Origin of the sequence: Clostridium rhizosphaerae (assembly GCF_016765585.1) — a bacterium.
GTDB classification, from domain to species: Bacteria; Bacillota; Clostridia; order Clostridiales; family Clostridiaceae; genus Clostridium_AT; species Clostridium_AT rhizosphaerae.
Genome location: NZ_JAESWC010000002.1, coordinates 1,129,563 through 1,151,918 on the forward strand (window position 1 = coordinate 1,129,563; position 22,356 = coordinate 1,151,918).

Below are 22,356 nucleotides of genomic sequence, written 5' to 3' on the forward strand. Positions count from 1 at the left end.
ATTGACAGGACTAGTTCAGTGTATTATAATAAAAATTACCCTATAAAATAAAATGGGTGTATTGTTTTCTAAAACACTATACTATAATAGCATACATTATCTTGTTATGCTATATATTTTTTTGTTATTTTTAAAAAATATACTCCTTATTATAAATAGTCCTTTATTCTGTAGTCTTATCTATTATTCCCTCTGCTTCAAAATACATATCTCTAAAAGACTTATTTACAAAAAATTTTTCTTCTGCCTTTTTTATATTATAGTTTATAGTTTTTTTACTTTCTATACTAAAATCCCTTTGAATATTATTAACATCGGTGCATCTGTATTTTTTCAAAAGCAAAAACAAAAGATATTTACATTCTCTATCTCTTAAAATTTTAAATATCTCATTTTCATTAATTCCCTTAATATCACATATAACCTGAAGTATTTTTATATATTTGTCCTCTTTTTTAAGAAAAGCATCCATATTATTTCCCTCTATTCTATAATTAAATTATTTTAATTATAGTCACATAAGGCAAACTTTAAACACAGTAATTAACTTAAATCAATCCACACTAATTATTGCTTTATATTTAGTCTTTTCATCTTACTCTGAAGTGTTTGTCTTGGAATTTCTAAAAGTTCTGCTGCCTTTGAAACATTTGATTTTCCTGCTGCTAAGGCCTCTATTATACATGACCTTTCAAACTCATCCATTCTGTCATTCAATGACTTTATCTTATTAATGTTTTTAAATCCACTATTTCTTAAATCATGAATAGTTATGTCTCCCTGTTTTTTGAAATTAAAAATCCCCTCTATAACATGCTCAAGTTCTCTTATATTTCCATCCCAATTCGAGAAAACAAGTGTTTCTAAAGCTTCATCTTCAATATTATTTATATTTGCACAAAAGTTCTTATTAAACTTATTTATAAAACACTTAATTAAATGAGGTATGTCTTCCTTTCTATCTCTTAAAGGAGGTACGTCTATCCTGACTACATTTAATCTATAATATAAGTCTTTTCTAAGGAGTCCTTTTTCTAACAAGTGTTCTGGATATTCATTTAAAGAAACTATAACCTTTACATCAACTTTCTTATCAAAACTATCTCCTACCCTAGATACCACTTTTTCCTGCAAAACTCTTAATATTTTCCCCTGAAGTTCAAAAGGCATAGAATTTAATTCATCTAAATACAAAGTTCCTGTGTGAGCAAGCTCAAAAAGTCCTTTTTTATCTTCTGCACCCGTAAAACTTCCCTTAATTGTGCCAAATAAAATGCTCTCTAACAACCCTAACGGTATAGCAGCACAGTTTTGAACTATAAAAGGATTATTAGATCTCGAAGATGAATTATGTATGCTTTGCACAAATAATTCCTTTCCAGTACCAGTTTCTCCAAAAATAAGTACCGGCGATAAAGTTTGTGATGCTTTTTGAGCCTTATTTATGCAAGACCTCAAATTATCAGATACTCCAATAATATCATCGAAGCAGTATTTTGCTTTTCCCCAATTTGTCATACTTTCCCCCATATTTATTTTTTATCTAAAAACCTTCAAAGATTAACAATCCTTGAAGGTTTTTAGATTTTCACATTATGCTTTTATATTAACTTTTAATATTGTATTTTGAGGATTCTGACCAGCAATAGTTAAGTTATAATTTATTGCTACATCCCCGCCATTTTCATCTAAATTTACAGTTAAATCTTTAGTTTCAATTTTCATTTCCATTACTCCATAAGGAGTATTGTATAAAATTAAATCCTTGGCATACTTCTTAAATCTCATTTCTGTAGCAGTTGTACCTTCCCTCGATAATAAAAGAGAATCCGGCATAACCTTTAACGTAGTAGTTGTGCCTTCCATACCAGATAATTCAGTCTCATTATAAACTGCATAATAAAAATTATCTTCCTTATAAAATTCTCCCGGAGTAACAACTTCTATAGCACTTTCATCAGAATCTGTTTGTTTGCTTGTTACACTAATTATAGCCTTTTTTCTCATGCTTATCACTCCAAATTTTTTATTACCCTTTAATTATTATTTCTTTCTACAGCAAGCTCTATAAGTTCATGTATAAGTTGTACATAAGTTTTACCAGCGGCCTGCCACATCTTAGGATACATACTTATCTTAGTAAAACCCGGTATTGTATTCACTTCATTTAGATAAATTTCCTCAGTATCCTTATCAATTAAAAAATCTACTCTTGCCATTCCTGAACAATCAAGTATTTTATATATTCTAACTGCTATACTTTTTATTAATTCAAGCTTTTTATCACTTAATGCTGCAGGAATTAATAATTTAGAGGCTTCATTTTGATATTTAGCTTCATAATCATAAAATTCCTTTGCAGGTACTATTTCCCCTGGAACTCCTGCTTCTGGATAGTCATTTCCAAGCACAGCAACCTCAACTTCTCTAGCATTTATTCCTCTCTCAACAAGTACCTTTCTATCATACCTTAAGGCCTCTTCTAAACCAGCCTTTAGCTCCTCTTTATTATGTGCTTTTGTTATACCAACAGAGGAGCCACTGTTTGAGGGTTTAATAAATATTGGATAAGGTAAACTTATTTGAATTTTATCTATTATTTGTTCGCTGTTTTCTTTATACTCATAGTTATTTACTACCACATATTCAGCTTGTTTAATATCAAACTTTTCAAGCAGATACTTAGTATAAATCTTGTCCATACATACTGCTGAAGACATTACCCCTGGTCCAACACAAGGCAAATTTAATAACTTGCATAATCCTTGAATTGTTCCATCTTCTCCATACAATCCATGAAGAACGGGAAACACTACATCTACTTCTTTATTAAATAACACCTTTTGTCCTTCAGGAGTTTTATAGTACTCATCCTTCTCCCATTTACCACTTTCAATTTTATCAATACTTCCAGTATATTCAAACCATTTTCCATCTTTAGTTATTCCTATTGGATACACATCATACTTAGCAGCATCTATATTTCTTAGAACTGATGCGGCTGATACCCTGGAAACCTCATGTTCTGTAGATTGACCTCCAAAAAGTACTGCAACTTTTTTCTTCATTATACCTCGCTCCTTAAAGTGCTTAAACAAATTTTACATTATTATTATATCACTAAATAAGTAGATTGCGAAGCAATCTACTTAAACTACATAGTGAGTTCTCCATTAGGAGTATTAATAATTTGAATAATTCTTTGTTCAAAGCCTGTCTGCGCGTTAATATAAATTATATATTTGTCTTCTTTATAACTTCCCGCAAATTCATAGCACAAAACTTCCTTATTAGTTTCTGTTGGTATAATAGCTAGCCTAACTGTAGAAACATTTAACCTTTTACTTACCTTACCTTGAGCATCGCTTTGTGAAATCTTTGGAGTTTCGATCTTTCTATTATCATCATGAGCTACCAAGTACTTCTCAGATTCTATTCCAATTATGCTTCCATCATCCAAAGCCACCTTTAGCTTTATTTGATCCGGATAAACAACTATGTTATCCTGCTTATATATATAGCTTATAATTGCTGTATTGTCATATCTTAAGCTGTATGTAGAAATCATGTTTTTGTATCCTAAGTTTTCCAGATATTTTACCCCTATATCTATCGCTTTATTTTTGTCTATAGTTGGGTTATTTATAAGCCTATTATCTAATAAATAAACTATCTTTCCTCCGTTCTTACCTACTTCACAGGTTACAATATTTTCTTTTTGGTTTCTTCCTTTAATTGTAACATTAAATCTATAAGAAGGTATTCTTGTCTTTCCATCACTTGTAAGATTGTCGATTTTCTCTATCCTGTCCTTACCTATTGCTTTAGTCACAACTTCCTGCGCTTGATTTAATGTAACCTCATTTTGAGATAATACTTTAGGTTTTATATCAAGAACATTATCTGAGAATGGGCCATCATAGATAAGTGAAGGATATTGAGCAATTTGCTTTTGTATGGATATAAATTGAGTACTAATGTTTTGTTCTTCATTTCCTCTAGCAAAAACACCACTGGCCTTTTGTCTTATCTCTCCCCATTTTACTCTTCCTTCATTTATATCTGCTAAAACATTATTCAATTCAGCCACCAAAGAAGAAGATTGATTTTTAAGCTTATCAATATTTCCATATTCCGTGTCTGTCAAATCTCTTCCTTCTGTTGATGCCTTTGCAAGACTGTAACAAAAATCTCCAACCTGAGCTAAAAATTTGCTTGTGTTATCAATATTCTGCTGAGGGATAGGTAAAGAATGAAGCTTATCATTTGCCATAGCACTATGCCTGAAAATTTCTTCAAAGGTTACAATTTTCTGTTCTCTAGAACCTGTAACAGCAGCTTTTCCTAAATTCACTTTTATATTGTCAACTGCTGTTATAAGTTCATACATATTTTTACTGTATTCACCCTGAAGGTAATTTCTATAATCTGTTCTTTCTAAAGTCATTAGAACTGCAAATGTAGTTGAGAATACTACAATAAGCGTTACAGCTATAGTATATATAATTCTTTTTTTAGTCATCTGCATAAATTAATCCTACCTCCTAAAAGCTGCTTTATTTCAAAATATCTTTTTATAGTATTTGTAGTTATATTTCTACTTATACCAAAAAATAAAAACCCGACTAAAATATGTCGGGTTAAATTATTTTTTTATCAACTTATTTAATAATTCAACAATCTTAAATTTTACAATTATTTTATTACTGCTGTCATCAGAACTTACAGTATTATCTATAGCTTCATATTGCTTTTCAGTAAGAACAGTTTTCATTGCTTTTTCCGTTTCCTTGTAGGATACTTCTCCCTTAGTAATATCTATAAAGCATAGCGGTGGAAACATTACACACCACCAGTTCTGACCACTTCCATTACCTATTATAATTCTGTAAGCTTCATATTCTCCTGAAGGAAGCGTTATATTTCCATAAGTTTTAACCGGAAATTTTTCTTTTGATAGTTTTGTTTGAACAGCATAACTATATCCATTCTTTTTAATAACTTCTTGAGCAATTTTATTTATTGAAGCATCATTGGCTTTAATAATTTCCCTTGATTCATCAATACTTTTTGAATTTTTTAATTTTGGTGATATATATTCTAAAACTTTATCTCTTACCTTAAGCTTTAAATTCTGATCTTCTATGCTATCACTATTTGCAATTACATGAAATCTAATTAATTTTTGTTCTAGCTCTCCTTGTACAGAAACAGCATTTCCCTTTACGTTAAAACTATTTAAAACTACCCCTAATAATACTATCAGACAAATAATAAAACTAATTGATTTTTTCATTTTAAATAAACCTCCCATAATACCCCTGATTGTCCTATTTGTCTGATATTATTTCCATTTTTTTCAATATTATTCAATGAATATAATTTTATTTAATAACACCAACTCTTCTAATCTTAACATTTACATTTACATTTATATCTGCATTCTTATATACTTCCTCCCACTTATCTGCTACCTGATTCCAAACTGACGGTTTCCTCTGCTCAAGATATTCTCTAAGCCCAATTGGATCTACAGTAAATTCATTTTGAAGCATTTTAGCAATTATATTACACTCTGTACTAATAGATTTACTAAAATCTTTTTCTAAAGAATTAAGTTCTTCTTTTGAAAAAACTTCTTTGCCTTTATAATATTCTCTTAGCTGTCCTTCAAGTCTTATATCAATATTAAATTTTAATTTATTTTTATCACCGTTTAAACTAATATGTCTATCTATATCTTCAATATTAATATCTATAGGGTGACCTTCTTTGTATATAACTCTCCTTCCTCCTTTAACTTTCCCCCTCATTATTTCAAGATCAGCTACTTCTATAGGGGTCATGTATCCTTTTAATCCATAGTTCTTTATTACAGCAACTCCGGAAAGAGTTATATCATTTTTTTCCTTATCTATACTTATCTTAGGAATAATTGCATTAGAATTTTGGTCAAGTAATACTATCAATTCGTTTAAGGTTACAGGTAGAATTGTTGAATTTCTTTTACTGCTCTCCATAAGTCCACTTAAATATGTTTCTATATTCTTTTCCATTGACGGTTTAAATTTTACGTAATCCTCTGCTTTTCCTTCTGTAACTACAACTTGCATCATCTTATTTAGATTAGGATGCCTTCCAAGATAGTCAAGAACTTCTTTAAAAGTATCCGGCTGTTCTAAAAGCCCGCTGCTTATGAGTATAAGCTTTGTCTGACCTACATAAATACTTCTGCTGCTTCTCCCAGTTGCCTGAAGTATACCATCTTCCATAGAAGAAGAATCTACACTTATATACTGATCCTTTGCTGTCCCGCTCTTGCCTGGACCCAATTCACTGATATCTGGAAAACCATATATCAAACTAAGCTTTTTTTGCTGTATTCTCTCTTGGAAAGGCTCATCTGACTTCACTTTCTTAGCATCCTTATTATCAGAAGAATCTTTTCCCAAATCAATACCTATAACAGACACAAAAATTTTTCTGTCTATTTCAATCTTATCCCAACAACCGCTTAACAGTAAACACGCTAAAATCAATGGTATTATTTTTCTAAACTTCATTATGTTTCCTCCCCCTTTCTTTTAATTTGCTTGCAAATAATAAAGTCAAGGGTAATATAACAAAGCTGAATACTGATAATATCGGTATAACCTTTCCTGAAGTATCGTAAACTTCAGCTATATTTTGTGGATATAATGCTATTATGTATATAAAGGGTGCTAGTATACAAGAAGAAAGCTTTATATCTCTAAGTCTGAATACCTCTTTAATTATATCTCCCGAGAAATAATACATATTTACAAAGGTAGTAAAATAGAACAAAACCCAAAGAGACATTACGATTCCTTCCCATCTTTCGATAAATGCACCAGGTATAACTATAGCTCTTATTAGCGTTATAGTTGGCCATAGTAAAGTTTTTGTATGCTCCTTTGAAAAGAACATCAAACAAAGAACTATTACCAGCACATAAAATATTGTTATGACTGCTATACTTTTAAAAAATGTCGTTTTAATTCCATTCTTATCTTTCATATAAGGTAATACTAAATATACTATTTCAAAACCTCCAAAAGCATAAGTAGCAGTTGCTAGTGCCTTTATATACTGTTCTGGTTTTGATTGAAGCAGCGGAAGCACATTAGTCAGATAACCGCCTCTTGTTGCAAACATAAGAATGATCACTATTGGTATAAACATTGCAAATAAAGATATTTCATTAAATTTAATTAAAGACGAAAGGTCACCTCTTACAAGGTATAATCCAGTAAAAATCATTACTAGCAGTATGAATTCTGTTGGTGTTTGTTCTAGAAGGTACATTTTAATAACCTCAGCAAATACTCTCATACCTAAAGCTACTGAAATTATAAAATAGCCACATATGATAATTCCAAAAATTTTTCCTAGTATGTTTCCTAAATTTCCTTCAAGCATGCTGTAAAAAGTATTATAGTCGTTTTGCACAACTACCCTATGTATAAGGCCAAGAAGTAAAAAACATATTACTCCAGCAAATATGACTACAAACCAACCATCGGTTCCTACTTCATTAGCCATTGTGTTTGGTAATGAGAATACCCCAACTCCAACTACAGTAACAATAATGGTGGCAAATAAACCATACTTGCTGATAAATCCTCTCTCCTTCATAAAACCCTCCTGTATTCCTTATCCTGCACATAACAATTATTAATTGTTATGCCTCCTGTATTCCTTAGCTTTGTCTAATTTTATCCTGGGTTTCCATAAACTCCGGTCTATCTTTAAAGCTATCAAGCGGAGCTCTAATAAACACATCCTTAAAGTCCTTTTTGTGAGGATGTACCAGTGGCGATAAATACGGCACTCCAAAGCTTTTAAGCTTCACAAGATGAATAAGTATTAAGATAAGACCGAGCGCAATTCCATATAGCCCAATAATTGTTGCAAGCATTATAAGTAAAAATCTAGCTATTCTTAGTGCAGAGCTAACTTCATAGTTTGGAGTTGTAAAACTTGATATAGCAGTTATAGAAACTATGATAATCATAATTGGACTGACTATTCCAGCGCTCACAGCAGCCTGACCTATAATAAGTCCTCCAACAATGCCTATTGTTGAACCTATTGCTTTTGGAAGTCTTACCACAGCCTCAATTAAAAATGCAAGAGCAAACTCCATTATTAATGTTTCAACAAAAGCCGGAAATGGAACGCCTTCTCTAGAAGCAGCAATGGAGTAAGCAAGCTTTGTTGGTATTATAGAAGTATGAAATGATGTAACCGCAATATATAGCGCCGGCATAACCATGCCGATGAAAATTGAAATGAATCTAATAATTCTAAGCATAGAAGAATTCATCCACCTTTGATAATAATCATCAGGTGTTTGAAACAAACTTGGAAGTGTTGCCGGAGCTATTATAGCAAAAGGTGAATTATCAACTAGTATAGCTACTCTCCCTTCATACAGTGCTGCTGAGACTACATCTGGTCTTTCTGTACTTTGCAGCTGTGGAAATGGAGACCACTTATCATCTTCAATAAGCTGCTCAATATATCCGCTGTCCAATACGGCATCAATATTAATATTGTCTATTCTATCCATAACATTTTGCAGAACATCCTTATTAACTATATCTTCTATATAAATTATAGCTACATCAGTCTTTGATCTTGCTCCTAATGACTTTGGTTTCAGCTTCAATCTCGTATCTCTTATTCTTCTTCTTATAAGAGCAGTATTAAATCTTATAGTCTCTGTGAAGCCATCTCTCCCGCCTCTTATAACCGTTTCACCTGAAGGTTCAGATATACCTCTTGCTGGCCATGAACGTGTTGCGATAATAAAAACAGAAGGAATTCCTTCAATAAACATTAAAGTTTCTCCTGAAAGCATACTGTTTACTGCCTCACTAAGCTTCATCTGCTCTTTCATATCTGATACCGTCAGCAGGTTATCCTTAATTTGCATTACGTTTTCTACACGTTCACTTTTAAGCATTACGGATTCAAGTACAAAATTATCTACAAGAATCTTATCAGCCATTCCATCTATATAAACGACAGCTGCTTTCCAGCTTCCTATGTTAAAATCTCTATATACAATATCCGAGCTATCTTTTAATAGTTCTTTTAAATAAGAAATATTATCTTCAACCTTAGGCGTTATTAAATCTCTTACAATTTCCTTCACTATTACCACTTCCTTAAAAACAATTTATTGGAGTCTCATTCTTATGAAATAAAGCACAAATCCCAAAGCTATAAAACTAAGACCAATCAATCTTGCTTTTTTTGCAGTATCTTTCATATTTCCTTCTTTAAAACTTCTTGCATCTATAAAACCTACAATAACGCCTTCAATAAGCATTAATATTAAAAAATATTTAGTAAATAGCCCAATTATCAACATATCAATTCCCTCCTTCGAATATTTTTCGCCTGTTTATGTTAAAATATGCACCATAAAAAACAAAGGCATACTATTGTCAATTTAAAACTTGACAATAATATGCCTTTGCAGTCATTAAAATACTTATATTAAATTGTTCTCGTAATAAAAACCTCATTATACTTAGTTTTAAATTTCTCATAACAATGCTGAGCTTTTAACATATCCTCAAAAAAAGCAAATACAGTTGGACCACTGCCGCTCATCATTGCCCCTAAAGCTCCACACTTAAGCATTTCATACTTGATATCTTTTAAAATACGATGTTTTCTTAAAGTAACATTTTCAAGTACATTTTTCATATTGCTGCTTACAAATTTAACATCATCTTCGTTCATAGCTTGAATTAATGCTTCTGTATTTGGATGCTTATATATTTTATTTATATTCAAACCTTGATACACTTCTTTTGTAGATACTCCAAATGGAGGTTTAACGACTATTAGTATATGATTTTTAAAACTTTTAAGTTTAGTAATTTTTTCCCCTATACCTTCACATAGAGCAGTTCCTCCTGTTATACAATAAGGTATATCCGCTCCTATCTTAAGGCCCAGCTCCATAATTTCTTCATCACTTACATTTATTTCATATAAATCTCTCATGCCTTTTAATACTACAGCAGCATCTGTGCTTCCCCCTGCAAGCCCAGCAGCTACAGGTATATTTTTTGTTATATTAATTTCTACCCCACTCTTTATATCATATTTATCTATAAAGAGTTTTGCTGCCTTATAGGCCAAATTTCTCTCATCTGTCGGAATATAAGGTTTATTAGAAATTATCCTTATACCTTCATCAATTTTATTTATATCTATTAAATCATATAAATCAATGTTTTGCATAATCATTCTAAGTAAATGATATCCGTCTTCTCTTTTTCCCACTGCATCTAAGGAAATATTAATTTTTGCGTAAGCCTTAAGCAGCATTTTATCTTCTTCCTTCCATAATAATAAATATTCTTTTATAGTATATTACATAAAAAAAAATAAAGCTAGAAAAAAATCCAGCTTTATTTATGTGTTTTATAACACAGGAACTGCTTCAGGTAATATTTCATTTTCAACTTCTACTTTTTCTTTTACAACCTTAACTAATGGTTCGAATTTTTCAAAGAAAATAATTACTACATCTCCAGGTTTTGAAACTTCAATTGCCCTATTTAGTGCTTCAACTTCATCTAAAATAATTTCATAATTATTTTTATCAAAATTAGAAGCTAATACTCCTTTTTCTAAAAGCTTAGCAATTTCTCCTGTTTTTCTGCCTCTTTTATCTTCATCTTCTTTTATATATATATAATCAAAATATTTTCCTGCAATTTCTCCTACCTGAATTACATTACTGTCTAACCTATCTCCAGGAACTCCAATAATACCAATAAACTTTTTATGTCTTATGTTCTTAGCACCTTCAAGCACAGCTTTATAGCCTTGAATATTATGACCGTAATCAAGAATGACTGTTCTTCCATTTACATTATACATATTAAATCTTCCTGGATTTTGTTCCTCATTGCAATAGAATGAGCTAAGTCCTTTTCTTATTATGGAATATTCTACTCCAAGACCAACAAGCGCCGCACATGCTGCCATAGAATTTTCTATATTATATTTTAGTTTGCCATTTAGGGTAATTTTTATATTATTTGTTTTAACTATAGGCGTAACAGCTTCATTGCTCTCCAAATATATGCACCCATTATCTGAATACACACCATATCCGCCATTATTTATATTTTTTCTCATAAGTTTATTATTTTTGTCCTTTGAAAAAAATATTATTGAAGTTTTCATCCTTTCAACAATAGTTTTGCTTATCTCATCATCAGCATTCATAACAACAAATCCATTGCTTTTTACCGCTTCGCCAACTAAAGCCTTTACTTTAGCCAAATCTTCCAATGTATTTACACCATCTAAACCAAGATGATCCTCTGTTATGTTTGTTATTATACCTACATCTGCTAGATCATATGCAAGTCCTTTTTTTATAATCCCACCTCTTGCAGTTTCTAAAACAGCGGCATCAATCTCCTTATTCATAAGCAGTGTCATAGCACTGTTATATCCTGTCGTATCTCCTTTGTAAATGCACTTATTATTTATATATATACCGCCTGTGGTAGTCATACCTACTTTATGGCCTAATAGTGAAAGAGTATGTGCTATCAGCCTTGTAGTTGTGGTTTTTCCATTTGTACCCGTAACAGAAACTACGGGGATATTTGTTTTGTCATCCTTAAACATCATATCAACAATAGCTGCTGCGACATTTTTACTTTCACCTCTACATGGATAATGATGCATTCTAATCCCAGGTGCAGCATTAACTTCTATAATAGCACCTTCTTTTGTTAAAGGGATATTTATATCATTGCAGCATATATCTATACCGCAAATATTAAGTCCAATAGCCTTAGCAGTTCTTTCACAAATTTCGATATTCTCTTTACAAATTTGGTCGGTACAATCAACAGCAATACCGCCTGTTGATAGATTGGCATTTTCTCTTAATATAAGTTTCTCATTTTTAGGGAGTATTGAACTTAAGTCATAACCTTTTTTGCTAATATATGCACATAGGGACTCATCCATCTTTATCTTAGTCAGTGGCTTTTCATGCCCATTTCCTCTTCTTTGATCCTTGTTAATATCACTGATAAGTTTCCTTACAGTGTTTACACCATCTCCAACTACATATGGAGGTATTCTCTCCGCTGCAGCTATAACCTTTCCATCAACTACACATACTCTGAAGTCTCTTCCTTTTATATGTTTTTCTATCATAATGTCTTCATAATTTTTAGCTAGTATATTATAGGCCTCGACAGCTTGTTTTCCGTTTTGTATGTTAACAAAAACTCCTTTGCCTTGATTACCAAACCTTGGCTTTAATACTACAGGGTAACCTATATCTTCACATTTTGTTATTAGATCAACTGGGCTTAGAACTCTTTCACCATTAGCAACAGGTATACACTGATTTACAAGGGTTTCTTTAGTTAAAAGCTTATCACATGCAATATCTATAGCGAGACCACTTGTATCACCGCAAATCGTTGCTTCAATCATTTTTCCATACTTACCATACCCAAGCTGGAACATACTCTTGTCCCCCACTCTTAATACTGGTATGCCCCTTTTTTTAGCTTCTTCACATATAGAAATAGTACTAGGTCCTAATTGTTCACCTGACATTATGTTTTTCAATTCTACTAGTCTTGGTTTTAAATTAAAATCATTTCCTTTAATAAGACAATTAACAATATCAACAGCAAGTCTCCCTGTTTCTAGTGCTGTATTCTTATATTCGTACTGATATATTATGTAGTATCTGTCACCCTCTATTTCTCTAGCCTTTCCATATGCAACATCTATTCCAATCATGTTTTGGAGAGCTATTATTGAGTGCTCCGTTATATGGGCTAAATAAGTTCCTTCATTAAGTCTTTTTAAAAATCCTCTATCTTCATCAATACCGCATCTGTGCTTTTTAAGTTCAGGTAATAATTTAACTAATCTCGTATTAAAACCTTCGATTTTATTGCTTGGAGTTTCACAATAACCTTCTAAATCTAGTTCCATTCTTATACACTTTTTATGGGAATAAATATTTTTCCCTTCAAAAATGTTAACGTCTACTATCTTCATTTTTATCCTGTTTTTCCTCCTTAATTGGCTGCCTAATCTTTAGGTTAAATTTATCGCCATTTTTAAGCACGTGCATCTTGACATCAAACATAGAAAGTATTTCATCAGGATACTGCTCTGATACATTTGTATATGATATTTTGCTTCCATCAACCACATATACTGCACCTGAACCTATAACCGTAAATTCCCCATCAACACTTACCATAATAGCAGTGTCTTCATCAATTCCCACACCTAGACTTTCAGGGTTTTCAGCTATGGCAACTAAAAGTCTACCTATTCTGCCTCTTTGAGAAAAATGCTGATCTATTACAACATTTTTTATAAGGCCTAATCCAGGTGCCATTTTAAGAGTACATTTTTTAGGAGCTGCTTCATCATCTCCGGTAATAATCATGGTATCACAGACTACAGAGGCTCCTGCTGAGGTTCCAACATATACACAGCCTCTTTTGTGGCTTTCATGTATAGCATCGTAAAGCGGTGTTCCTCCTAAAAGGCTGGTTATCTTAAGCTGATCTCCTCCGGTAAAAAATATAAGCGCTGCTTTTTCCATAATATTTATATTGCCTTGCTCGCAGGCATCTTTTCTATCCTGAACATCTAATATATTTATATTTTTCACACCCAACTTTTCAAAGATATCTCTATATTCTGCACCTACTTCTTTTGGAAGATCAGTAGCAATTGTTGCTATGACAAGTTCATCTTTTTCCTTGTCAATCTTGCTGCAAACTTCCTTCAAAATGTTTTTTGCACCTTTTTTATCCTCATGTCCTCCAATAATAATGAGGTTACCTTTTAGTATTTCTTCCAAGCATATCACTTCCTTAACCACATGTATCTGTTATTCTTACCATATCTTTTTCTGCTTATACCTATTTTTAGTTGTTCTAAATGCACATTAACTATTTTGCAATTTTTTATAAGAAATTATTCAAATAAAAAACAAAAAGATAGGTCCTTATAAAAACCTATCTTTAATAATATAAATTTATAGTTAAAGTTGTTTATACATAATTACTATTTTTCATTAGCTATTTATTTAAAGAATTATAATTTGTATTTCTCATATAGAAAATCAAAAAATTCCAAAAGGCTTTTTATATCAGTAAATGCTGCTTGAGCCTGTTTATCGTTCCCGCCACCTCGTCCATTATATTCTCCAAGACTTTCCTTAAATACTTTGCCGCAATTTATATCCATATTTCCATCATGAGCAAACCATAACTTATTATCTATCTCTGAAAAAACTATAAGTAAAAAGCTTCCTTCTTGGAGTATAATTCTTCCCAGAGATTGAACTTCGTCAAAGGTTTTCTCCTTAAATCCGATGCAAATAATTTTTGAATCCGCATTATTTATAATATCTCTAGCTTCATAAGCATACAGGCTTTCCTTAAGCTCTTTCAAGTCCTTGAACATACTAGACAAGTTTTCCATATTGTTCTTAACTTTGTTCTCAAGCATTTCTATATCTACACCAAGCATTTTACTCAAATTTTGAACAATATTATGCTTATTTTGAAAATCATTTAAGGCTCTTTTTCCGCACTTAAAGTAAACTCTTGTTGCACCTTTATACCTTTCAAACTTCACTACTTTAATAACTCCAAGTTCACCCGTGCTTTTCAAATGTGTTCCACAACATGGAGAATAGTCTATATTTTCTATCTCAATAATTCTAATATCTTCTTCAACCTTTGGAACCTTTCTTAAAGGGATTTTTATGAGTTCTTTCTTTTCTATTATATAGCTTTTAAGCTTTATATCCTTGCATATAAGCTCATTCACCAAATTTTCAACTTCTTCCACAATATGCTCTGACATATCTGGTATAGATATATCAATGGAAACATATTCTTCGCCAATGTGAAAGCTTGAAGTTTCTCCTTTATATTTATCATAAAATACAGAAGATAATAAATGTTGTCCTGTATGCTGCTGCATTAAATCATATCTTCTATTAAATTCAATTGTGCACTTTACGAGTATTTCTTTAGGTGCTTTATTTAATACATGATAAATAACTTCCCCATCTTCAAATACATCTAAAACTTCATTCTCTCCTATAAATCCTCTATCTGAAGGCTGTCCTCCGCCCTCTGGATAAAAAGCTGTTTTATTTAAAACAACAAGAACCTTATCTTCCTTATTAATAGCCTCTATAATCTCGGCTTCCCATTCTTTAAGATAAGGATTTACATAATACAATTTTTCAGTCATTAAATCACCTCTTAATAATTTTGCGAACTAAAATGGCCGAAGGCTTTTCTTTAAAGTCCGTAGGGCTTTGCGTGGAAAATAATATATAATCTTAGTGATTACTTTGCGGATGTTCTAAGGTTCGTGAAATCATAAAACTAAGAGCCTCTAGAAATTCGCTTTAACTTTTGCTATTTTTAAAGCGAAGCTTATATAATAATCTTTTCAATCATATTTTACTTTTGTTAGCTCAGAAGAGAGGCTCTAAGTTTTATGACCTCACTTCACCAAGAACATGGGCAAAGTACTCAATTAATCTTATATATTATTTTCCACACTACCCTACAGACTTTAAATCAAGCCTATAATACTTTTGTTGTTCTCTAGTTAATCAGGTTAAATATTAGGCTTTGTTAAAAGCGAGTAATGAACTTTCTATCATTCGTAAATTTAAATATAAACCCATAAACCTATAAAAACATTTAAATATATATCTATTTAAATATTTACTTGAGCCATGCCGGTTTGCAATAGATTTGCTTTCTACAATATCAAAAACCTGCTTATATCAACACTATTATTAAACAGCGCCAAATATTAGAAAGTTCTAAATTATATATAATTATAATTGCGTATAAGATATATAGACTGGGTGTAGAGACCGAGAGCAGGTGTAGAAAATAATATTTTAATTCGATCGATTACTTTGCCCATGTTCTTGGCGAAGTAATGCCGAAAAGCTTAGAGCCTCTCTCCTGAGCAAGCAAGAGTATTTTAAGTTTGCCAAAGATATTTTGAAGCCTTTGGCTATTAAAGAAACAAGAAGTCAAAGCGAATTCATAGCGGCTCTTAGCTTTTCAGTATTGCAAGCCTTAGAACATACGCAAAGGAATCATAAATTAAAATATTATTTTCTACACAAGGCTCTAAGGTCTTTACACCACAGCCTACGGCAATTTACTTATATTTTTCATTATATCCTAATCTTAAGGTCTAATTCTATCTCTATCTCTTGGAAATAATGTAACTTCTCTAACATTTCTAAAACCAAGCAGCTGAGCTGTAAGTCTTTCAAGTCCTATAGCCAAGCCTCCGTGAGGCGGCATGCCGTATTTGAATACTTCTAAATAATCATTAAAGCTTTCAACATTAAGACCTCTCGATGAAATGTTATCCTTAAGTTGACTATAATTATGAATTCTTTGCCCTCCAGTTGTTATTTCAAGTCCTCTAAACAAAAGGTCAAAGCTGTGAGTTAATGTATCCTCTGCCGGCATAGCATACATAGGTCTTTTAACTTTTGGATAATGTGTTAAAAATAAAAATTCACTTCCAAGTTCCTTTTTAGCATATTCACAAATTTGTTTTTCACCTTCCGGGTCTAGATCTAATTCTAAGTCAATTCTTCCATAATGCTCTCTTAATATACTTACAGCCTCGGATAATTTCATAGAAGGAATATTTTTATTAATTTCAGGCATTTTAACTTCTAAAAGTTCAAGCTCCTTCTTACATTTTTCAACAACATACATCAACATATAAATAAGAAGCCTTTCTTCAAGCTCCATAATATCTTTTTCATCCTGTATAAAGCCCATTTCAAGGTCTAAACTTACATACTCGTTTAGGTGTCTTATAGTATTATGCTCTTCCGCCCTGTATACATGACCTATTTCAAAAACCCTTTCATATCCGGATCCTACAAGCATCTGTTTATAAAATTGAGGACTTTGAGCTAGATAAGCCTTTCTTTCGAAGTACTTAAGCTCAAATAATTCTGTTCCTCCTTCAGTGCCTTCAGCAACAATTTTAGGAGTAAATACTTGAGTAAAGCCTTCCATGGTTAAAAATTGCTGAAAAGCTTGAGCTAGTGCTGCTTGTATTTTAAACACGGCATTTATTCTTTGATTTCTTAATGATAAAACTCTATTGTTTAAAATAACATCAATATTAGCTTCCATATTATCTTTGTTAATTTCTATTGGAAGGTCTTCAATCACGGCTGATATGGTCACTAACTGATTAACCCATATTTCAGCTTCATTGTCACTTCCTTCTTTTTTCTGAACTTCTCCTATAATCTCTACAACACTTTCAAGTTTTAATCCTTTAATATCAATTAATTTTGTATTCATAACACATTGGATCACACCTGTTCTATCCCTTATAACCACAAAAGCCAATTTCCCCAGCTTTCTTATCTTATGAACCCATCCTTTAATCATAATAGTTTTTCCATAATTATTTATAACTTCACTAATTAATGTCCTATTCACTTTTTCTCCTCCAATCTTTATACTAAATTTATTTACCGGCTCGGCCATAGCAGGATAAATAAAAAATCCCTGAGCAAATGCCCAGGGACGAAGTTCTCGTGGTACCACCCTAGTTAACCATTATATAAAATTAAAATAGATATACCTAAAATTAAAAAACTCTCACTCCATATAGGAGTGAGAGTTAAATCCCACGGTACCATCCTGTTTAACCATATAATAGGTTCACTCGTTCCTTTTAACGGTAGAAATCCGTCTTATCCTAATAATCACATTGACTTTCAGATAAACAACTCAGAGATGTCTTTCAATATATTTCCTCTGCTATGCTTTCACTATCCACAGCTCGCTTTAAGAATCCATAAAATCTACTCTTCTCATCATCATTGCTTTAAAATATATTTTCTAAAATTCTATCACTTAGTATATACTATGTCAATATATTAATTACTGTTTTTCAAAAAATTCAGCAAATTCTTTTTAATGTAACACTCTTAAATTATTATCATATATTAAAAATGTAGTAATAATTCAAAAGGAGATTTATAATGCACAGCCCCTACTATGACTACTGCTCCTCCCTTTACAGAGCACCTAAGAGCAGTTCCTACATTCGTGTTTTTCATGCTTCACCAAACACCCCTGCTGTAGACGTTTATGTAAATGATAGGTTGATTGTTAAAAACCTTCATTATAAAGGCTTCTCCCCATATTTAGGCATTGAAGCAGGAAAATATAATGTAAAAGTATTTCCATCAGGAAAAGAAGATACACCTGTCATAAATACTGAAGTCAATATTCCTGATAAATCAATTATAACTGCAGCAGCAATAGGTACCCTTCCAGAAGTAAGTCTGCTGCCAATTTTAGAACCAGTATTCAGCGGAGTTAAGGGGAAAGCATATGTAAGATTTGCTCACCTTTCTCCTAACGCACCAAGTGTGGATATATTCGCTGATGGCAAAAAAGTATTTAGCAATACTTCTTATAAACAAGTTACAGACTATATAGCAGTTAATCCTGGAATCCATACTTTTGATGTATATTTATCTTCAACAAATCAAAGAGTTCTTCATGTACCTAACATAAGACTGCTTCCAAATAGGATATATACGATTTGTGCAGTTGGACTTGCTGGGAAAACTCCTCCTCTTCAAGTTGTAATACCACTTGACGGCAATACCTATTTGAAAGTCTGAAAATAAGAAGTCTCTTCCACACTGTGGAAGAGACTTCTTATTTTTATTTAATTATATCTAAAAGTTCATTTTCAATAAGATTATTATACTTACCTTCTCTATATTCCTTTATAAGCTCCTTTTGCTTTTCTGAAGGAAGTACAGCTGCTTTTTCAGCTATAGGCTGAGGAACTTCAACATAAGCTCCTTTTGGTTCCATATCTTCAGTAAAAGTCATAACTGTAGGTATTCTTGAAGTCCCAGTGTATTCTTCCAAAAGCTCCTTATTGCCATTCATTCCATAATAAAATACTTTTATGTTGCTGTTTAATTCCTGCATTCTCTTTACATAAGGTAATGTAACTACACAATCAGGACAATATCCTTCTGAAAATACCACAACATTAACATTTTTATCTAGTTTCTTTATCTCTTCTTCAGCCTTTTTCGAGAGTTTTGTAGTCTCATAAGTTTTAAGCAGCCTATCTTTTTGCTCCTCAGTACTTTTATTTAAGTAACCTTGAAAATCCAATGCTTTTGATAAATCTATCATTTGTATCACCTTCCTAAAATCATTATTTTTTAGACTTTATTATAAATTAATAAATTTCTCAATATCTTTTTCTATTAGTTTTAAAGAACTTCTCCAAAAATCTACTGAATGTATGTCTACATCCATTAAAGCTGTTACATCAGCAATTTTATTTTTTCCTGTAACTGATAAAAGTTTATCGTAATCATCTACAAAACTTTCTCCTCGTCTTAAATATTCAGCATAAAGTCCTTTTGAAAATAAAAGACCAAATGCATAAGGAAAATTATAAAAGTTCTGTCCTGCATAATAATAGTGAGGCTTACATACCCACATATAAGGATGCAGATAATTTTCATCAAGACCTTCGCCGTATGCTTCCTTCTGTGCCTTCAGCATTATTTCCTTTAGTTCATTTACGGATAAGGAGGCCTTTTCCCTTCTTTTAAACAATTCGGTTTCAAATAAATATCTGCTATATATATCCACAATTACCTGAGCAGAATCAGAAATATCTCCTTCAAGTATTGTATAAGCCTCTTCCTTTGATGCATTTTTAAGAGCCGCATTCTTAACAATAGTTTCGCAAAATATTGATGCTGTTTCTGCTATAGGCATGGTATATCTGCTATTTAAGTAGCTCTCTTCCATAAGGCAGCTTCCATGATACCCGTGCCCCAATTCATGAGCTAAAGTTGCTACATCAGAAAAGCTTCCAGTAAAGTTACTCATAATTCTACTTTCGCCTATTGGATGAATATTAGAGCAAAATGCTCCTCCCCTTTTGCCTTCTCTTGTTTCTGCATCAATCCACCTTTTTTCAAAAGCATTATCTGCGAAGTCTGCTAGCTTATTGCTGAAGGTTCTAAAGTTTTTAACTACAAAATCTCTTGCTTCTTCGTATGTAAATCTCATGTCAGACTCGCCAGTAGGAGCAAAAAGATCATAGAATGGCAGTCCATTCTTATGTCCAAGCTTCTCCGCCTTTTTAAGATAAAACTTTCTAAAGCTAGGAAGACTTTCTTTCATTGCAGTAACCATTGCTTCAAGTGTTTCTCTATCCAACCTTGATTTAATAAGAGTTTCTTCTAACGGAGATTCATATCCTCTTAGCTTGCTTACAGTGATAACTTCACCCTTTATACCATTTAATGCGGCTGCTGATGCTTCTTCTATCTTTTTATAAGCTTTAAGTTCTGCTTCATAAGCAGTTTTTCTAGTTTCAGCATCATTGCTGTAAGCCATATTTCTTACTACTGGAAGGGGTAGCTTCTTTTCTTCATCTTTAATTGCAATATCAACCAACAAATTTGAAGTAACAGTATTTTGAAGCTTGCTCCAAGCATTTGATCCAGTATTCATCATCTTGGCAACTACTATTTCTTCTTTTTCACTTAAAAGATATTTATTTCTTTCCATAAGTTCCTTTAAATAAAACTCATGCTCTTTAATTATATCAGAAGAATTTAAAATTTCCTCAAAATCTCCTAAAGCTGCGAGCCATTTTTCAAAGTTCACATCAACTTCTGTAAGCTCCGTAAATTTATTATCAACCTCTTCTGAAGCTGCGGCTGCCTTTTCATTTTTAGCATCAACACTCAAAGTGAGCTCAGAATAATCGCTGAGTTTTACATAAAGACTATAGAACTCACTTTTCATCTTTATATATTCTTCAATTTTTTCTGCTGCTCTATTAACATCTTTTAAATTATCAGAAGCCCATTTCCTTAGGTTGTTAATACATTTATCATATTTAGCAACGTCTTCTATAAATTTATCACTTTCAAAGGACGTATAAAGCTCTTCAAGACTCCATCTCATATTCATATCTATTTCCCTCCTTTAACAATAAGATTATTATTCTCTAAATTCTCAATAAATTCCTTCTTTTTATCCCTAATTTGTGCAATAATTATACTGGTGGTGATATGGATGCTTCTAATTGATGCAGCACAAAGCATACTAAGTATAATACTTATGATCAGTTTAGGGTATATATTAACTAAAAACAAATGGTTTGACGATAGTACTTCAAAGCTTTTTTCCAAAATTGTTATCAACCTGTCTCTTCCTGCACTCATGGTATCAAATTTAATGACTACTTTTACAAAAGAAAGCCTATCACATTCTGGAGTTGGCATTATTATTCCTTTTATATCAATAATAGTTTGCTACTTAATAAGTGTATTTATTTCAAAAATTATAAATATAGCTCCAGATAGAAGGGGAACCTTTCAGTGTATGTTTTTTCTTTCAAACACCATTTTTATAGGACTTCCTGTTAATATTGCCTTATTTGGAGAAGCTAGCGTTCCTAATGTACTTTATTACTATTTTTCAAATACGACAATATTTTGGACACTAGGAATTTACCTTATAAAAAAAGATGGAGGCTTAAAAGATTCAAAGCTTTTTACAATAAATAACCTAAAAAACGTTTTTACTCCTCCTTTAATTGGATTTATAACAGGTATAACTCTTATTCTTCTTGATATAAGGCTTCCAAAGTTTATTATGGATACCTGCAAATACTTAGGAAACTTAACAACTCCTATGTCCATGCTTTTCATAGGCATAGTTATAAGTTCTATTAACTTAAAGGACTTTAAGTTTGATAAGTATACTATTGGAGTAATAACAGGTCGATTTATTATATCTCCTATTGTAACTTACTGTTTCTCATTAATTTTATGTGCACCTGTTCTTATGAAAAATGTTTTCTTTATACAATCAGCTTTACCTGTAATGGCAACTGCCTCAATAGTTACTAAAGAGTACGGTGCTGACTATGAATATGCCTCAGTAATGATAGCAGTAACTACGATAGCGAGCTTAATATTTATACCTTTCTATAGATTTTTGCTAGGATAGCAAAAATCTATTTTTTCGACTTTTCCCACTGACTTATATTAAGTTTTATAGCTTATTAACGAATATATTATTGAATTAATAAAAAACAAACCTTTTATTATAGAAATATTTCCAATCTAATTTCGACTTTATTTTCAAAAATAATCTAGTATACTTAAGTTTGTAGAAATTGCTTTCATAAATTAAACATATCTAG

The 22,356-nt window shown here is 31.7% G+C and carries 19 protein-coding genes and 1 other annotated feature; of the genes, 2 read left to right on the forward strand and 17 right to left on the reverse strand.

Annotated elements, in window-relative coordinates:
* Nucleotides 1-163: 163 nt before the first annotated feature.
* The 15 genes from JK636_RS08500 to aspS form a co-directional block, all read right to left on the reverse strand.
* On the reverse strand, nucleotides 164-472 hold the full coding sequence (locus tag JK636_RS08500; RefSeq protein ID WP_202748394.1) for a ribose-5-phosphate isomerase: 309 nt from the start codon (nucleotides 470-472) through the stop codon (nucleotides 164-166).
* A 95-nt stretch (nucleotides 473-567) separates the two neighbouring features.
* Nucleotides 568-1,518: a sigma-54 interaction domain-containing protein gene (locus JK636_RS08505; protein WP_202748395.1), complete on the reverse strand. Its 951-nt coding sequence runs from the start codon at nucleotides 1,516-1,518 to the stop codon at nucleotides 568-570.
* 75 nt (nucleotides 1,519-1,593) lie between these two features.
* Nucleotides 1,594-2,007: a YwiB family protein gene (locus tag JK636_RS08510; RefSeq protein ID WP_202748396.1), complete on the reverse strand. Its 414-nt coding sequence runs from the start codon at nucleotides 2,005-2,007 to the stop codon at nucleotides 1,594-1,596.
* Between the two features lie 29 nt (nucleotides 2,008-2,036).
* On the reverse strand, nucleotides 2,037-3,068 hold the full coding sequence (locus tag JK636_RS08515; protein WP_202748397.1) for a D-alanine--D-alanine ligase family protein: 1,032 nt from the start codon (nucleotides 3,066-3,068) through the stop codon (nucleotides 2,037-2,039).
* Between the two features lie 86 nt (nucleotides 3,069-3,154).
* On the reverse strand, nucleotides 3,155-4,528 hold the full coding sequence (gene ypeB, locus JK636_RS08520) for a germination protein YpeB (RefSeq protein WP_202748398.1): 1,374 nt from the start codon (nucleotides 4,526-4,528) through the stop codon (nucleotides 3,155-3,157).
* Nucleotides 4,529-4,645: 117 nt separating this feature from the next.
* The gene (gene spoIIR, locus JK636_RS08525) at nucleotides 4,646-5,296 is read right to left on the reverse strand and encodes a stage II sporulation protein R (RefSeq protein ID WP_202748399.1); all 651 of its coding nucleotides are present in this window, start codon (nucleotides 5,294-5,296) and stop codon (nucleotides 4,646-4,648) included.
* An 88-nt stretch (nucleotides 5,297-5,384) separates the two neighbouring features.
* Entirely contained in the window at nucleotides 5,385-6,563 is a 1,179-nt protein-coding gene (locus JK636_RS08530; protein ID WP_202748400.1) for a Ger(x)C family spore germination protein, read from the reverse strand.
* Nucleotides 6,553-7,656, reverse strand: a complete 1,104-nt coding sequence (locus JK636_RS08535; RefSeq protein ID WP_202748401.1) for a GerAB/ArcD/ProY family transporter — start codon at nucleotides 7,654-7,656, stop codon at nucleotides 6,553-6,555. The genes JK636_RS08530 and JK636_RS08535 overlap by 11 nt, the downstream gene beginning before the upstream one ends.
* A gap of 64 nt (nucleotides 7,657-7,720) precedes the next feature.
* Nucleotides 7,721-9,181 (reverse strand): spore germination protein, encoded by a 1,461-nt coding sequence (locus tag JK636_RS08540; protein WP_202748402.1) that lies wholly within the window; start codon nucleotides 9,179-9,181, stop codon nucleotides 7,721-7,723.
* Nucleotides 9,182-9,205: 24 nt separating this feature from the next.
* On the reverse strand, nucleotides 9,206-9,400 hold the full coding sequence (locus tag JK636_RS08545) for a CLC_0170 family protein (protein ID WP_202748403.1): 195 nt from the start codon (nucleotides 9,398-9,400) through the stop codon (nucleotides 9,206-9,208).
* Nucleotides 9,401-9,528: 128 nt separating this feature from the next.
* Complete coding sequence (gene ispE / locus JK636_RS08550; RefSeq protein ID WP_202748404.1) at nucleotides 9,529-10,371, reverse strand: 4-(cytidine 5'-diphospho)-2-C-methyl-D-erythritol kinase; 843 nt, start codon at nucleotides 10,369-10,371, stop codon at nucleotides 9,529-9,531.
* A 96-nt stretch (nucleotides 10,372-10,467) separates the two neighbouring features.
* Entirely contained in the window at nucleotides 10,468-13,095 is a 2,628-nt protein-coding gene (gene cphA / locus JK636_RS08555; protein WP_202748405.1) for a cyanophycin synthetase, read from the reverse strand.
* Nucleotides 13,076-13,915, reverse strand: a complete 840-nt coding sequence (locus tag JK636_RS08560; protein WP_202748406.1) for a cyanophycinase — start codon at nucleotides 13,913-13,915, stop codon at nucleotides 13,076-13,078. Before JK636_RS08560 ends, cphA begins: the two co-directional genes overlap by 20 nt.
* A 236-nt stretch (nucleotides 13,916-14,151) precedes the next feature.
* Entirely contained in the window at nucleotides 14,152-15,324 is a 1,173-nt protein-coding gene (locus JK636_RS08565; RefSeq protein ID WP_202748407.1) for an alanyl-tRNA editing protein, read from the reverse strand.
* Between the two features lie 965 nt (nucleotides 15,325-16,289).
* Complete coding sequence (gene aspS, locus JK636_RS08570) at nucleotides 16,290-17,579, reverse strand: aspartate--tRNA(Asn) ligase (protein ID WP_202748408.1); 1,290 nt, start codon at nucleotides 17,577-17,579, stop codon at nucleotides 16,290-16,292.
* A 170-nt stretch (nucleotides 17,580-17,749) separates the two neighbouring features.
* Nucleotides 17,750-17,972 (reverse strand) — a binding site (T-box leader).
* A 155-nt stretch (nucleotides 17,973-18,127) separates the two neighbouring features.
* On the opposite strand from aspS, the gene JK636_RS08575 reads away from it, so the two are divergent.
* Entirely contained in the window at nucleotides 18,128-18,778 is a 651-nt protein-coding gene (locus tag JK636_RS08575; RefSeq protein ID WP_202748409.1) for a DUF4397 domain-containing protein, read from the forward strand.
* 43 nt (nucleotides 18,779-18,821) lie between these two features.
* On the opposite strand, the gene JK636_RS08580 is transcribed toward JK636_RS08575, so the two are convergent.
* Both JK636_RS08580 and JK636_RS08585 read right to left on the reverse strand, forming a co-directional pair.
* On the reverse strand, nucleotides 18,822-19,310 hold the full coding sequence (locus JK636_RS08580) for a thioredoxin family protein (RefSeq protein ID WP_202748410.1): 489 nt from the start codon (nucleotides 19,308-19,310) through the stop codon (nucleotides 18,822-18,824).
* Nucleotides 19,311-19,349: 39 nt separating this feature from the next.
* Nucleotides 19,350-21,116 (reverse strand): M3 family oligoendopeptidase, encoded by a 1,767-nt coding sequence (locus tag JK636_RS08585; protein ID WP_202748411.1) that lies wholly within the window; start codon nucleotides 21,114-21,116, stop codon nucleotides 19,350-19,352.
* Between the two features lie 105 nt (nucleotides 21,117-21,221).
* On the opposite strand from JK636_RS08585, the gene JK636_RS08590 reads away from it, so the two are divergent.
* On the forward strand, nucleotides 21,222-22,160 hold the full coding sequence (locus tag JK636_RS08590) for an AEC family transporter (protein ID WP_202748412.1): 939 nt from the start codon (nucleotides 21,222-21,224) through the stop codon (nucleotides 22,158-22,160).
* The last annotated feature ends 196 nt before the right edge of the window (nucleotides 22,161-22,356 follow it).

Excerpts from the sequence above, each read along its gene's own strand:
- JK636_RS08500 (WP_202748394.1), bottom strand. The coding sequence starts at position 472 with ATGGATGCTTTTCTTAAAAAAGAGGACAAATATATAAAAATACTTCAG.
- JK636_RS08505 (WP_202748395.1), bottom strand. The coding sequence starts at position 1,518 with ATGACAAATTGGGGAAAAGCAAAATACTGCTTCGATGATATTATTGGA.
- JK636_RS08510 (WP_202748396.1), bottom strand. The coding sequence starts at position 2,007 with ATGAGAAAAAAGGCTATAATTAGTGTAACAAGCAAACAAACAGATTCT.
- JK636_RS08515 (WP_202748397.1), bottom strand. The coding sequence starts at position 3,068 with ATGAAGAAAAAAGTTGCAGTACTTTTTGGAGGTCAATCTACAGAACAT.
- ypeB (WP_202748398.1), bottom strand. The coding sequence starts at position 4,528 with ATGCAGATGACTAAAAAAAGAATTATATATACTATAGCTGTAACGCTT.
- spoIIR (WP_202748399.1), bottom strand. The coding sequence starts at position 5,296 with ATGAAAAAATCAATTAGTTTTATTATTTGTCTGATAGTATTATTAGGG.
- JK636_RS08530 (WP_202748400.1), bottom strand. The coding sequence starts at position 6,563 with ATGAAGTTTAGAAAAATAATACCATTGATTTTAGCGTGTTTACTGTTA.
- JK636_RS08535 (WP_202748401.1), bottom strand. The coding sequence starts at position 7,656 with ATGAAGGAGAGAGGATTTATCAGCAAGTATGGTTTATTTGCCACCATT.
- JK636_RS08545 (WP_202748403.1), bottom strand. The coding sequence starts at position 9,400 with ATGTTGATAATTGGGCTATTTACTAAATATTTTTTAATATTAATGCTT.
- ispE (WP_202748404.1), bottom strand. The coding sequence starts at position 10,371 with ATGCTGCTTAAGGCTTACGCAAAAATTAATATTTCCTTAGATGCAGTG.
- cphA (WP_202748405.1), bottom strand. The coding sequence starts at position 13,095 with ATGAAGATAGTAGACGTTAACATTTTTGAAGGGAAAAATATTTATTCC.
- JK636_RS08565 (WP_202748407.1), bottom strand. The coding sequence starts at position 15,324 with ATGACTGAAAAATTGTATTATGTAAATCCTTATCTTAAAGAATGGGAA.
- JK636_RS08575 (WP_202748409.1), top strand. The coding sequence starts at position 18,128 with ATGCACAGCCCCTACTATGACTACTGCTCCTCCCTTTACAGAGCACCT.
- JK636_RS08580 (WP_202748410.1), bottom strand. The coding sequence starts at position 19,310 with ATGATAGATTTATCAAAAGCATTGGATTTTCAAGGTTACTTAAATAAA.
- JK636_RS08585 (WP_202748411.1), bottom strand. The coding sequence starts at position 21,116 with ATGAATATGAGATGGAGTCTTGAAGAGCTTTATACGTCCTTTGAAAGT.
- JK636_RS08590 (WP_202748412.1), top strand. The coding sequence starts at position 21,222 with ATGCTTCTAATTGATGCAGCACAAAGCATACTAAGTATAATACTTATG.